We start from the raw sequence: 14,549 nt of genomic DNA, 5'->3' as shown, positions 1-14,549 counted from the left end.
TTTATGTACTGTGTCGAACTGAAAATTCAACCTACAGCAGCGATGACCTTTCGCGTTTTGCCTGGGTCAATTCTTAACATCGCTACTTATCCCTTCGTTCCTCCAACAACTTTATCTGGCTTCTTGCGACGGCTAGGCATGATGTCTGTTGGGTTGGAAATTCCAGAAACTCGCATTAACAGCGATAATCCGCCAGTTTATGCCTTACCTCCGCATTATTTAGCTTTAGGCGCGTATCCAGCCAAAGGAACGTGGAGTGCCGTTCATCGTACCTATCGCAAAGGGATGCGAGAGTTTAACCATGATGCCTTTTCTAGAATTTATCAAGATGGCGAAAAAGCGAATTTTCAGTTGCATACTTGGGAATATTTTATAGCTGAAAAACTGACTGGTTATGTATTAGCTGATTCTCGAAATGGATTAGAGTATTTTCAAGAATTAGTAGGTTACGGCTGTAAGCTTGGTAAAGAAGGATTTGCGATTGTCTCAGAAGTTTCAGAAATCGTGAATTTATATCAAGAAACCGCTGCTAAATATCCTTCAACAATTGTACCAATGGAAGCTCTGTTACAAAGTCAGCAGTTTGTAAGCGGGTGCGATATTTACAACATGTATCGTTACAAATGGGCAAGGGATACAAGTTATCAATCAGAACAAGAAGGTTTTTTAGATAATCGAGTAACCAAAATTGAAGGATTTATTCCTTTTGTTACCGCCTATTTTACAGAAGACACAGGAAATCCTCCGACTCTGGAATATTTCACAGATGGAAATGAAATTAATATTCCTGTTTCGCTGGTTAACTTGCTGAGAGGTGAAGCATATGTCTAAAGCACATCGTCAATATTCATTTAAGTTTGGTCGAGTATTCTTTCCTGGTGAAGCACAGCCAATTCCTAGCGAAATTCGTTTTCAACCTCTGGGAAATCATGTTGGTAATGTGATGGCTTTAGTTAAGAAATGGAGCAAAAGAGATTTTCCATCAGAGTCTTCTTTTGCAAGAGTTTTAGAAGCAGCAAAGATTCACGATATAGGTAAACCTCAAAGATTTGAGATTCAAGCGAAAATTACGAAAATGAGTAAATTTAAGGAGTATACTTACTCATTTAGAGGACATCGTTACTTAGCTAAATGTGACAAAGATGCTTGGGCAGAAGCTTTAGCAATCGGGCATCATGATTTTTCGGTAGAAGATATATGCAGTCAAGCATACAAACTAAAAAAAGAACAAAAATATGCTGATATTTTGACTAAAGAACCGCTAGCTTACGCCCGCGAACTATATATTCTGGAAATGTGCGATCAGATAGAAGCTGAGTTAGCCTGTAGAGTTTTTGGCGATGGAAACCAGGCAGATTCTCGCGCCTTTATGGACTTTACAATTGCACCAGATGAATTAGACGACACAAAATATTTTATCGAGCCTTGGATCTTTGAAGATTTACAACCTATAGAACTAACTTTCAAGTCTTGGGTCATGCAGTCTAATGAAATTGATAAAGATGGAGAATTAAAAAAATGTATTCAAGATGGTAGAGAAGAAGCTATTGGTAAAATACTAGATCGTATAGTAAAAACCTGGTGGCAATTTCATCAAGGTAACTCACAAGAATCAATTACTAAAACAATAACTATTCAGCCTTATAACTCTAGCATTCAAGCTAAAATTTGGACGGTAGAAGACTTTTATCAAAAGTTGGGAGGTTTTCAGCCTAACCCAATGCAAAAGGAAATGTTTGAAAAAATATATAATTCTCATGAAGACCAACATCCTGCCATTTTATTGAAGTCTTCTACTGGTTCGGGGAAATTCGAGTCAATTCTATTTCCAGCCCTAGCATCAAGTTATCGTTTAATTTTACCTCTGCCCGCTCGTAGTTTATTGGAAGACCAAAAACAAAGAACTGAAGACTATCTAAAAAAATTTTCTAAACTACATCCAAATAGAGAATTTTCTTTAGTTGTAGATACAGGAGCGCAAATGTATCGCCAAATCTACAAAAATGGAGAAGAAAGAAAATTTCGTACATCCAATTCTAGACGACATTTATACAAGGGTGATGTTATTCTCACGACTATAGATAAATTCCTTTATCGCTACTTTGCTTTTGGAGATAAGCAAAAGTCATTCATTTTTCCTTTGAGAATTAATCAAGAGAAGACACTTATCTGTTTTGATGAAGCTCATAGTTATGATGAAATTTCATTTACAAACTTTAACAGTTTAGTGAAATCGTTATATGAAGCTGGACGTTCTATTATGCTTATGACAGCTACAATGCCAAGCGAGTATTTAAAACGTTTTGATTATCTAGAACAAATAGATTATATTGAAGATTCGGAAAAATACCATGCACTCCAAGAATTTCAAGAACAAACATTAAAACAGGATTATCCCAACAAAAAAAGCTTTGAATGGATTAATAGTATTAAACGAGATTCAGAACATCCAGAAGCTTATCAAAATGAATATACTCAAATCATCCTTAGAGAATGGCAGACTGAATCTCAACAAAAACTAATTGTAGTTGTTGAAAGGGTTCAAGATGCAGTCGAGATTTATCAGAAAGTAAAAAGTGACTTAAATTTTAGCGATCGCTCGTCAGAACGATTTTTATTTCTCTATCATGGTAGAATTGCCGACCAACTGCGACCAAATATTTATGCTGAAATTCAAAAACGAGATTCCAGTAATCAACCTTATCTTCTGATTACAACTAGTGCTATAGAAGTTGGTTGCGATCTAAATGCTAAAGTACTGATTTCTGAAATTTGTCCTCCAGAAAACTTAATTCAACGCGCGGGAAGATGCAACCGCAAAGGTAATATACATAATGCTAAAGTGATAGCGATCGGTAATTCAATTCCTGAATTCTCCAATAGCTTAGATGAAAATGGCTGGCAAATCTACCAAAAAACTCTAGAATCATTATCAGAGTTTAATGCTCAAAAAATTAGTGAATGTATCTCTGTTTCTGAACAAGTTGATGATTATCGAGTCATCGAACTATTTTCCATGCTGCATGATTATGTTTATGAGGCAGATTTAACTTGTAAACATGCCCATGAAAAAGGATTGATTGTTACTCGTAGTTGGACACCTTCGGCAACATTGATTTATAAAGATGGCTGTGAAAATCCACATAAAATAACTGTACCTGTCGATCGCCTAATAAAGAATGATGAGAACGATTTTGCTAATACTTATGTATTGGAGCGTTATTACGATCGAGAAACTACACGCTTTGATGAAAGAGAATTAGGCTGGGGTTGTGCTTATTCTAAGGATATAGTAATTGAAATTCACAAAAATCAGGAAGGTGCTGAAATATATGATGGAAAGCGTGAATACTCATATAATCCAGAATTAGGATTTGTGGAATTGCCAGGTATTTTTATTAAACTCAGATCGACGAATTGTGATGAAAAATTACTTTGCAAACACACCGATCGCAAGTCAGCAATTATTACATATACAAAAGCATTGAAAACAAAGTCAGATTAGATTTAATATCATGCCTCACAGCCTCGTCCTCAACCTGATTCCGCAATCTCCTATCTACCCTGAATTTCTGACTGGCAGGCACCTCCACGCCTTATTCCTCACCCTCATTAGTTCTGTCGATAAAACCTTGGGAAACTACCTGCATCAATCCAATGCAGATAAAGCTTTCACCCTCTCACCCCTGCAAATACAACGACAGCACAAACATCACCATACCTTACAATTTGGTCATCAAAAACCCATTCCCGCAGGTACTCCCTGCTGGTGGCGTATTTCCCTACTCGATGACACTCTATTTAGCAAATTAACCCCACTGTGGCTGAATCTTAACCCAAAACACCCTTGGCATTTAGGTTCCGCAGACTTGTATATTACCAGTATTCTCGGTACTCCCCAATCGATGCAACCTTGGGCAAATGCTTGCACCTATACCCAACTATACGAACAAGCTAGCGATCGCGATCGCACTCTTAGCTTCACTCTTACTACGCCTGTATCCTTTCGTCAAGGTGAATACGATACGATTCTTCCCGTCAAAGAATGCGTTTTCAACAGTCTTTTAGGACGTTGGCATAAATATAGTGGAATTGAATTTACTAATATCTCCTTTGACTCAATTTATCCAAGTTTTGTCAATATTCAAACGGAAGTAATTAGCAATTATAATAGTAAGTTTATTGGCTGTATTGGTGAAATTAGCTATCGCATTCTTGGAGATGTCGAACCAATAGTAATTAAGCAAATTAACGCTTTAGCTGACTTTGCTTTATATACGGGTGTAGGACGTAAAACAACAATGGGTATGGGCATGGTACGCCGTCTGTCAACAATTGATTCGCGTTCTTCAAATATGAAAAATCATGGACGATCTTGATTACATTCCTATCGCTGCATTAAATCAATATGCCTACTGTCCGCACCGCTGCTGGCGAATGTTTTGTGTAGGGGAATTTATCGATAACCAATACACAATTGAAGGAACGAGTTTACACGATCGCGTTCATACGTTAGGAGAAGGAAGTCGAGAAGAAACTCGGCAAATTCGAGCAATTTGGCTGAAGTCCGAACGATACAAATTAATTGGAAAGGCTGATTTAATTGAAGTAGAAAACGGTCAATGGTATCCAGTGGAATACAAGCGAGGACGTAAAGGAGAATGGGATAACGACGAACTACAAGTTTGCGCCCAAGCTTTGTGTTTAGAAGAAATGACTGGACAATGTATTAGTAATGGCTATATTTACTATGCTCATTCGCACCAACGTCAACTAGTAGAAATTACTAACCAATTGCGTCAAAGTGCGATCGCAACTATTCAAGCCGTTCAAACATTGCTAATGACAGGAGAGATACCAAAGGCTATTAAAACAAAACGCTGTGATGGATGTAGCTTATTTTCACGCTGCTTGCCTGGTGCTGTAGATAAGATCGGACGCTATCAAGAAGCCAAGTAAGTTTAGTTGTATTGATGTAACTTATCGACTACAAATGCAATTATGGGTACGGTTTATATCACTCAAGAAGATGCTTTTATTGGCAAAGCAGATGAACGTCTTCATGTCAGATTTGATAAAAAAACAATTTTAGATGTGCCGTTAATTAAAATAGATGGTGTTGTAGTTATGGGACGTGCTACCGTTTCACCAGCGGCGATTTCCGAACTACTCGAACGCCATATACCTCTGACTTTTCTGACAGAAACAGGTCGTTATTTAGGTAGATTGGAGCCAGAAGTTAGTAAAAACATTTTTGTTCGCAAGGCACAATGGCAAGCAGCTGGTGAGTCAGTTCAAGCAATTCATGTAGTTCAAGGTTTTGTGCGCGGTAAGCTAAAAAACTACCGAAATCTACTTATCCGTCGCCAACGGGAATTTCCAGACTTAGATTTATCAGCATATATTACACGTTTAGAGCAGGCGATCGCACCGATTGACACGACTAACAGTATTAACTCGCTGCGCGGTTTGGAGGGTGCTGGTAGTGCGGCTTATTTTAACTGCTTCCATCAACTGATTCGGGCTACAGAATTTACTTTTACCACGCGCAGCCGCCGTCCGCCGACTGACCCAGTTAATTCTTTACTCAGCTTTGGCTATTCATTATTACGGCATGATATTCAAGGGGCGATCGATATTGTTGGGTTCGATCCATATTTAGGATATCTCCACTGCGAACGTTATGGTAGACCAGCGCTAGCATTGGATTTAATGGAAGAGTTTCGTCCCTTGATAGTAGATGCAGTCGTGTTATCTGCCTTGAATAAGCGACTTTTGACACCCGCAGAATTTGTGACGGAACCGTTAAGTCATGCGGTATCTCTGACTGCGGAAGGGCGAAAAACATTCTTGCGCTTATACGCGCAGAAGAAGCAGTCTGAGTTCAAGCACCCAGTTCTAGGACGTAAATGTAGTTACCAAGAAGCATTTGAACTACAAGCACGGTTACTAGCGAAATACTTAATGGGTGAAAGTGAGAAATATCCACCGTTGATTTTGAAGTAGGCGTGAGGGGAGAAAATCACCATGAATGTTGTTATTTCTTACGATATCTCCGAAGATAAGCGCCGTACCAAAATCCATAACGTTCTTAAGTCTTACGGGCAATGGGTGCAGTACAGCGTGTTTGAATGCCAGTTGAGCGATACTCAATATGCTAAATTACGTTGGCGTTTAAATAAGTTAATTAAGCCGGATACTGATAGTATTCGATTTTATTTTCTATGCGCCTGCTGTTTTGGTAAAGTTGAGCGTATTGGTGGTGAACCAGTTTATGATGACACTATTTTCTTTGCTGAATGCGCGGATGGGTAGGTGTTGGTACAGAGAGTTTGAAAAAAATGCTGGCGATCGGCGCGATACAGTAGTTTACAGGAATAATAGCTGATGACCCACCGCGCTCCTTGCTACGTCTAGGTTTTCACAATTTGTACCTTGCATGAACCAGCTTTTGTGATGCTATTATTGCTTTATCCGCGCTCTCGAACCTTGAAAACTAAATATGGCTTAGTTTTCAGGCTCCCGCCGTTGAAATTTAATTAACGCCCTATTAGGGATTGAAACTGCTGAGGCAACAGCACCTATACTACTCTTCTCCCGTTGAAATTTAATTAACGCCCTATTAGGGATTGAAACATAGCGGAAGCGTGGATCTGCCTCTAATTCTCCGTTGAAATTTAATTAACGCCCTATTAGGGATTGAAACAGGAAACTGCTATCGAGCTGTACGAACGGCTGCTCGTTGAAATTTAATTAACGCCCTATTAGGGATTGAAACCCTCTGAAGTGCGACAAACCACCCAAGAAAACCAAAGGAAGTTGAAATTTAATTAACGCCCTATTAGGGATTGAAACTATACCTATGTGGGCGAGTTTGAGTTCGATCCGAATGTTGAAATTTAATTAACGCCCTATTAGGGATTGAAACTGATTAACGTAGTTGCAACCATCCGCAAACGCCTTCAAGTTGAAATTTAATTAACGCCCTATTAGGGATTGAAACTCCAGTACCTAACTGCGATAATTTGACCGGCAACAGGTTGAAATTTAATTAACGCCCTATTAGGGATTGAAACTTTTATTAGTGTGTGGTGCTGTAAATCTATAAAGGCGTGGAAGAAGTTGAAATTTAATTAACGCCCTATTAGGGATTGAAACATTATTCAACACACTCTGTAATTGCTAGTTCTGCGGTTGAAATTTAATTAACGCCCTATTAGGGATTGAAACAAACCAGGCGAATTAGGGCTAAGACTTGCTGATGGTTGAAATTTAATTAACGCCCTATTAGGGATTGAAACTAGTACTGATACTTTAACCCGAGAATATGACAGCTTTTACCAGTTGAAATTTAATTAACGCCCTATTAGGGATTGAAACAACAAAAAGATTGCGAATAAGATAATTCGCGAAGTTGAAATTTAATTAACGCCCTATTAGGGATTGAAACATTGGTAGGGAGTAGGGGGAGCGATCGCGTTTTAGTTGAAATTTAATTAACGCCCTATTAGGGATTGAAACGCTTTCAGACATTATCGGAGAGCCAGGAAACATGACGTTGAAATTTAATTAACGCCCTATTAGGGATTGAAACAGCTACGGGCAGCGAAAGACGGACTACTAATCGCGTTGAAATTTAATTAACGCCCTATTAGGGATTGAAACTAGGAATTCTCCTAAAACTCCAGATAAGCTAGAAGTTGAAATTTAATTAACGCCCTATTAGGGATTGAAACTGAAACCCAAAAGAATCTCGCACACCTTGAGGAATTTCAGGTTGAAATTTAATTAACGCCCTATTAGGGATTGAAACAAATTCCCACATGGCTAAAACGAGCGAAGGACAGGTTGAAATTTAATTAACGCCCTATTAGGGATTGAAACTTGTTTTGGGTGCTGGAACTGGCGGCTACATTGGTAGTTGAAATTTAATTAACGCCCTATTAGGGATTGAAACATATCCGTGATGCTGCTAATGCTCTTTCTGGTGAGCTGCGTTGAAATTTAATTAACGCCCTATTAGGGATTGAAACGGCTGATATCTGCTAAAGCTCGAACCAGTTTCTTTGTTGAAATTTAATTAACGCCCTATTAGGGATTGAAACAGATTTAATAATATGTATGCAACGTCTTACAAAACAGTTGAAATTTAATTAACGCCCTATTAGGGATTGAAACGAATAGAGGCATAAACTGAAGTAGGAAGAATGCAAAGTTGAAATTTAATTAACGCCCTATTAGGGATTGAAACAGCATTTGAAAGCGGTGGTGGAGATGGAAGGCGATGTTGAAATTTAATTAACGCCCTATTAGGGATTGAAACTCGCTAGCTGCATGCATATAACGTACCTACGAGGGGAGTTGAAATTTAATTAACGCCCTATTAGGGATTGAAACTTGGCGCGATTGACTTCATCGATCGCTCGGTTGGGACTCGGTTGGGTTGAAATTTAATTAACGCCCTATTAGGGATTGAAACGAAATATCTGTCTAAGAAAGCTGCAATTCCTACTAGAGTTGAAATTTAATTAACGCCCTATTAGGGATTGAAACCTTGATGCTGCTGGTAATGTAGTGGCTAATTCTACAGCGTTGAAATTTAATTAACGCCCTATTAGGGATTGAAACAAGCGAAAACCCGTTCAGCAAGGCTATTTAGCCGGTTGAAATTTAATTAACGCCCTATTAGGGATTGAAACGCATTGTAAGAAACTCCTTAGATTTTTTTGAGTAGAAAAGCAATGAGGTTGAAATTTAATTAACGCCCTATTAGGGATTGAAACGCTTATACACTCCCGCGATTGACTCCCCCAGGGCGTTGAAATTTAATTAACGCCCTATTAGGGATTGAAACAAACAGTGAACGGGCGAGACGAAAATGCTGCTAAAGTTGAAATTTAATTAACGCCCTATTAGGGATTGAAACGGGGGAAAAAATATGATCGCAGCGGTCGCGGCGCGAGTTGAAATTTAATTAACGCCCTATTAGGGATTGAAACTCAACGTAGACAATAACTAGAGAGATAAATAATGGCTGGTTGAAATTTAATTAACGCCCTATTAGGGATTGAAACGTTCCCGCCCAAGTTTCAGCACCAAGGATTGAGGTTGAAATTTAATTAACGCCCTATTAGGGATTGAAACCTAAGGACAATACAGCCACTGCTACCGGGAAGTTGAAATTTAATTAACGCCCTATTAGGGATTGAAACAAGGAAATCGCATCATTAAAGGAAATTATTATTAGAGTTGAAATTTAATTAACGCCCTATTAGGGATTGAAACGGTGTGAGTGGAGTTGGAGATAGGGGATTAGCTACTAGGGGTTGAAATTTAATTAACGCCCTATTAGGGATTGAAACTATTTGATTCATTTTTGCAATGTACCCTGCGGTGAAAGTTGAAATTTAATTAACGCCCTATTAGGGATTGAAACCAGATTACGACGGCTGGGAGTGCTGGGTGGTTGACCGTTGAAATTTAATTAACGCCCTATTAGGGATTGAAACTGTTTTTATTGCGGTTATTGTGAATTAGGGCGAGAGTTGAAATTTAATTAACGCCCTATTAGGGATTGAAACAGTTTAGAGCATTAGGTACTAGCAGACAAGAATCGTTTTTGTTGAAATTTAATTAACGCCCTATTAGGGATTGAAACAAGGAAGGTGCTGCTGTTAGCGTCCTGGTGCGTTGAAATTTAATTAACGCCCTATTAGGGATTGAAACTAGGACTTTTTAAAGAAGCCCCCTATACTTGCCTGTTGAAATTTAATTAACGCCCTATTAGGGATTGAAACGTATTCAGCAGTGGGTTCAAGAATTAGAGCCGAGAAGTTGAAATTTAATTAACGCCCTATTAGGGATTGAAACATCGAAAACGTCCCAGGTTTGCTCACCTGTCCCAATGTTGAAATTTAATTAACGCCCTATTAGGGATTGAAACAGTCGTTCCCGCTATCGCGAGATTGCGGCTAATTCTGGTTGAAATTTAATTAACGCCCTATTAGGGATTGAAACATGTGAATTTTGAGCGATCGCGTTGTGTAAATCCAGGTTGAAATTTAATTAACGCCCTATTAGGGATTGAAACGTAGTTCTTGGTGCGATGGGTGTACGAATGGCTATGTTGAAATTTAATTAACGCCCTATTAGGGATTGAAACAAAAGCAGCTAGTTTTTAATTTTGAGATTAACCTTAAGTTGAAATTTAATTAACGCCCTATTAGGGATTGAAACGCGCTTGATAAAGCGGTTAATGCGGATTTCTAAGGGTTGAAATTTAATTAACGCCCTATTAGGGATTGAAACATGACATGATCGAGTCTATGCTTGAATTCGTTGTGTTGAAATTTAATTAACGCCCTATTAGGGATTGAAACAAGAACATAGATAGCAAACCAATGGGAAGTTGAATGTTGAAATTTAATTAACGCCCTATTAGGGATTGAAACGAAATGCGCCAATTGCAAAGAGAGAGAGATAAAGCGGTTGAAATTTAATTAACGCCCTATTAGGGATTGAAACTTAACTGATGGAAGCGACAACGAGAAAAGTCAAGGTAAAAGGTTGAAATTTAATTAACGCCCTATTAGGGATTGAAACTTTGCTAATAGTAGATCTTGGATGTCTACGTCGCCGTTGAAATTTAATTAACACCCTATTAGGGATTGAAATAAGTGATGAGTCAGTGATGAGGCATCAAAGCCTTACAGTAGAGAAATACTGAGTTTGACGAGGCATCAGCTCCTATACTACTTTCCCAACAGGAAAAACAGCTCGCTCGACATCCGAATAGAATGAATGTACAACGTTATCCCGACGTGTAACATGAACATCTTTTCAGCCACAGAAGCGCGAGACAACCTTTACAAGCTAATTGACCAAACAGCAGAATCTCACCAGCCAGTCACAATCAAAGGACAGCACCACAGCGCCGTGCTAGTTTCCCTAGAAGACTGGACTGCCATTCAAGAAACGCTATACCTGATGTCAATTCCAGGGATGAAAGAATCAATCCTGGAAGCCCGTAAAGAGCCAATCGAAGAGAGTGCAACCAAGCTGGAGTGGTAAGCGAGTAGTGAGCAGCGGGTGGCAACTGATTTACTCCAAACAAGCTCAAAAGGACGCTCAAAAACTAGCGTCTGCTGGACTGAAGCCAAAAGCAGAGCAATTGCTAGCAGTGTTTGCAGAGAATCCTTACCAAAACCCCCCACCCTACGAGAAATTGGGGGGGGATTTAGCAGGTTACTATTCCCGACGAATTAATATCCAGCATCGCCTAGTCTATGAAGTGCTAGAGAAACAACGAATCGTGAGAGTTGTGAGAATGTGGACGCATTATGAGTGAGACAGCATGATAACTAGACCAGAAAGTGCAAAACCCCTGGAGCCAATACAGCCGTGCAATCAACTGCGTTGAAATTCAATTAACGCCCTATTAGGGATTGAAACTTGCGATTTCCTACTACTCGATTAATGGCTCGAATAGTTGAAATTCAATTAACGCCCTATTAGGGATTGAAACCGGGTTGCAGATTAGAGAAGAGACTGAGCTGATTGTTGAAATTCAATTAACGCCCTATTAGGGATTGAAACACGATTAATTGCAGATACCAAGATAGCTAGATCGCGTTGAAATTTAATTGCCTCCCTATTAGGGATTGAAACCACAATGAAACCAAAAGAACAGGCTACACCGTGCATGTTGAAATTTAACGATCTCCCTATTAGGAATTGACTTTTTTTTCGGAAGTGTTGGAATAAGATCGCCTGCTGCGCTATGGTTGAAATTTAGTTGTCTCCCATTAGGGATTGAACCTAGTACAGACTGAACCAATGCACTACCGACGATTTGGCAAAACAAATCTCAATCTTTCGGTGTTTTCGTTAGGCACGATGCGTTACTTGGCTTCGGAGGAAAATGCCTATAAAACAATCGATCGCGCAGTTGCACTAGGAATCAATCACATCGAAACAGCTAGAGGCTATGGTGACAGCGAATTATATCTCGGTGCAGCACTCAAAAAAGGTTTGCCTGTCCCCCGTTCCCAACTTTACATCACAACCAAAATTCCCCCTACGACAGATGCAGACTCAATGCATTGTTATATTGATGAATCTTTAGAACGTATTGGACTCGATTACTTAGATTGCTTGGCAATTCACGGAATAAACACTTGGGAACATCTCGATCTCGTACAACAACCAAATGGTTGTATGCAAGCAGTACGGGAAGCTGTTGCTGATGGACGGGTAAGACACGTTGGTTTTTCCACTCACGCATCTTTAGATGTAATACTAGCAGCGATCGCGACCGATCTATTTGAATTTGTCAACCTACATTATTACTACTTTTTTCAACGTCATGCCCCAGCAATAGAACTCGCCCATACTAAAGATATGGGTGTATTTATTATCTCTCCTGCGGATAAGGGAGGACTCTTATACACTCCACCAGAGAAGCTTAAAGACTTGTGCCAGCCTTTTTCCCCATTAGAACTCAATTATCGCTTTTTACTAAGCGATCGCCGTATTACTACCCTCAGCATCGGTGCAGCCACCCCAGAAGAGTTAAACGTCCCTTTACAAGTCGCTGACTGTGACACACCTCTAACTGATGCAGAAATTAAAGTATTACAGCGCTTAGAAACTCATGCTGCTACAACTTTAGCGAGCGATCGCTGTAGTCAATGCTACAAATGTTTGCCTTGCCCTGAAAAAATTAATATTCCCGAAGTTTTGCGCCTGCGAAATCTGACTATTGCATACAATATGCAGGAGTACGGCAAATATCGTTATCAAATGTTTGAAAATGCTGGACACTGGTTTCCTGGCATGAAAGCAAATAAATGTACTCAGTGTGGTGATTGTCTACCGCGCTGTCCCGAACAATTAGATATTCCGCAATTATTATCTGATACTCACGATCGCTTGAATGGATCTCCTAGACGTAGGTTATGGGGATGATTAGTAATTGGTAATTGGTAATTTTATGAAAGTTTTTTCCCAAAATGAATGGCGATCGCTACAAGAACCGCAATTTTGGTTAATGGCGATCGCGAGTGGTATAGCGACTATTCATGCAAGTTTAATTTGGCGGAGTAATGCCGATTCAAATCAATTTATTCTCAGTCTTCTTTGTTGGTTGGCTGTGGCAATTTTAATATGGGAAAAGCGCCACAAATTAATTTTACAAAGCGATATTGTTTCTAGCTTCCTCGGCTTTAGTCTTCTAGGCTTTGTTCTCCTCAGAAGTCTATGGATGACTAGTTTCGACAATTTATTTCATTTTATTCCCTTTATCGCTGCTATAGGATTGGTTTTACTTGCTTCTGGAGCCAACAAATTACATCAATATTGGCAAGAGATAATCATTATCTTTGCTTTTTCGATTCCTGTAGAGTTGCTCATTAATCGAATTGGAATTCTCGCTCTATACACGGCAAATTTTGCCTCTTTGATTTTGACTTATCTAGGAGTAGAGTTTTATCGCGAGGGAGTCAATATTATTTTGGCTAATGGCAAAGCTGTAGAGGTAGCTGCTGGTTGTTCTGGTTGGGAAAGTATATTTCCTTTATTAAAACTATCTGTATTATTTTTAGTCATGTTTCCGACAAAAACAATGCAAAAAATCCTCGTTCCTTTAGCCGCAGTTGCGATCGCTTTTGTTGTCAATGGAGTACGAGTCGCTATTCTAGCCATTTTACACGCTTACACAGCCGAAGCTACATTTAAATACTGGCACATCGGTACGGGTTCGCAAGTTTTTTTTCTAACTTCTACTTTATTATTTGGAGGATTCTGTTATTTAACTAGTAAAAGATTACCTTCCGAACATTCAGACAAGAGAGAACTTTCTGAACTATGAAGTTTTGGCAACGCTTGCGAACACCGCTATTAATTTTCACATTTGTCAATGTATTGTTTGTATCTAGTCGAGTGTTACTCGATTCAAACATTGGTAAGCGAAAAGTTACCCCTTTTACATTTCCTGCTACAGTTCCTCTTCCACAGTGGCAGCAAGTCGCAAGTCAACCGCTACCAGATCGAATTGTAGAACAAGAACCATATGGTAAGGTAGCATTTCCAGGTAGACGCTATCAATACAAGCAAAACGACTTGTTACTCGATGTTGATGCGCGCTATGAATTAAATACTGTAGGAGATGGACAACAAGCGATCGCAGACAATCTTAATCTATCATTTCCAACCAATCAATCTCCACTGCAAATTCGCCACAATCCACAATTAGGTTATTACGCAGTTTTCGTACACCAACAAAGAGCATATTTAAATGCATGTATTAATTCTCGTGGTGGTAGTACGTTCACTCCTTCCCAATTTGACGCAAATCGCTTGCGCTATGATTTTCAATTTCCACGAATTGCATTATGGTTGTTGGGAAGACAAGAATTAAGAGATAACCGTTGCATTTGGACTCATTTATCTTTACCTTTAAAACAGCCTACGTCCGAAGCTTACTCTACCTTAGAACAGGCTTGGTTTTCTTCATATAAGTGGTGGAGTTCTCGCTTTCCTCCAATTTAACA

At 39.2% G+C, this 14,549-nt stretch carries 11 protein-coding genes and 1 CRISPR repeat array; all 11 genes read left to right on the top strand.

The annotated features are described in order from the left end of the window. Positions 1–3: 3 nt before the first annotated feature. The 11 genes from CHRO_RS14820 (at position 4) to CHRO_RS14770 (ending at position 14,547) form a co-directional block, all read left to right on the top strand. Positions 4–831, top strand: coding sequence for a hypothetical protein (locus tag CHRO_RS14820; protein WP_015155038.1), 828 nt, complete (start codon positions 4–6; stop codon positions 829–831). Next, positions 824–3,505: a CRISPR-associated helicase Cas3' gene (gene cas3, locus CHRO_RS14815; RefSeq protein WP_015155037.1), complete on the top strand. Its 2,682-nt coding sequence runs from the start codon at positions 824–826 to the stop codon at positions 3,503–3,505. Before CHRO_RS14820 ends, cas3 begins: the two co-directional genes overlap by 8 nt. Positions 3,506–3,515: 10 nt before the next feature. Beyond that, a complete protein-coding gene (cas6, locus tag CHRO_RS14810; RefSeq protein WP_015155036.1) occupies positions 3,516–4,379 on the top strand; it encodes a CRISPR-associated endoribonuclease Cas6 in 864 nt (287 codons plus the stop codon). After that, positions 4,366–4,959, top strand: a complete 594-nt coding sequence (gene cas4 / locus CHRO_RS14805; RefSeq protein ID WP_015155035.1) for a CRISPR-associated protein Cas4 — start codon at positions 4,366–4,368, stop codon at positions 4,957–4,959. The genes cas6 and cas4 overlap by 14 nt, the downstream gene beginning before the upstream one ends. Before the next feature lie 42 nt (positions 4,960–5,001). Further along, positions 5,002–6,006: a type I-D CRISPR-associated endonuclease Cas1d gene (gene cas1d / locus CHRO_RS14800; protein ID WP_015155034.1), complete on the top strand. Its 1,005-nt coding sequence runs from the start codon at positions 5,002–5,004 to the stop codon at positions 6,004–6,006. Between the two features lie 21 nt (positions 6,007–6,027). Next, entirely contained in the window at positions 6,028–6,315 is a 288-nt protein-coding gene (gene cas2 / locus CHRO_RS14795) for a CRISPR-associated endonuclease Cas2 (protein WP_015155033.1), read from the top strand. A 212-nt stretch (positions 6,316–6,527) separates the two neighbouring features. Further along, positions 6,528–10,674: direct repeats of the CRISPR family, unit length 37 nt; unit sequence GTTGAAATTTAATTAACGCCCTATTAGGGATTGAAAC. A 153-nt stretch (positions 10,675–10,827) separates the two neighbouring features. Continuing rightward, positions 10,828–11,070, top strand: coding sequence for a type II toxin-antitoxin system Phd/YefM family antitoxin (locus tag CHRO_RS14790; protein WP_015155032.1), 243 nt, complete (start codon positions 10,828–10,830; stop codon positions 11,068–11,070). Positions 11,071–11,077: 7 nt separating this feature from the next. Next, entirely contained in the window at positions 11,078–11,347 is a 270-nt protein-coding gene (locus CHRO_RS14785) for a Txe/YoeB family addiction module toxin (protein ID WP_015155031.1), read from the top strand. A gap of 488 nt (positions 11,348–11,835) precedes the next feature. Further along, complete coding sequence (locus tag CHRO_RS14780) at positions 11,836–12,966, top strand: aldo/keto reductase (protein ID WP_015155030.1); 1,131 nt, start codon at positions 11,836–11,838, stop codon at positions 12,964–12,966. Between the two features lie 25 nt (positions 12,967–12,991). Further along, positions 12,992–13,867, top strand: a complete 876-nt coding sequence (gene crtA, locus CHRO_RS14775) for a cyanoexosortase A (protein WP_015155029.1) — start codon at positions 12,992–12,994, stop codon at positions 13,865–13,867. Then, on the top strand, positions 13,864–14,547 hold the full coding sequence (locus CHRO_RS14770; RefSeq protein WP_015155028.1) for a cyanoexosortase A system-associated protein: 684 nt from the start codon (positions 13,864–13,866) through the stop codon (positions 14,545–14,547). Before crtA ends, CHRO_RS14770 begins: the two co-directional genes overlap by 4 nt. Positions 14,548–14,549: the final 2 nt, after the last annotated feature.

The organism is Chroococcidiopsis thermalis PCC 7203, from assembly GCF_000317125.1.
GTDB classification, from domain to species: Bacteria; Cyanobacteriota; Cyanobacteriia; order Cyanobacteriales; family Chroococcidiopsidaceae; genus Chroococcidiopsis; species Chroococcidiopsis thermalis.
This window is presented reverse-complemented; position numbering and strand designations above follow the sequence as displayed.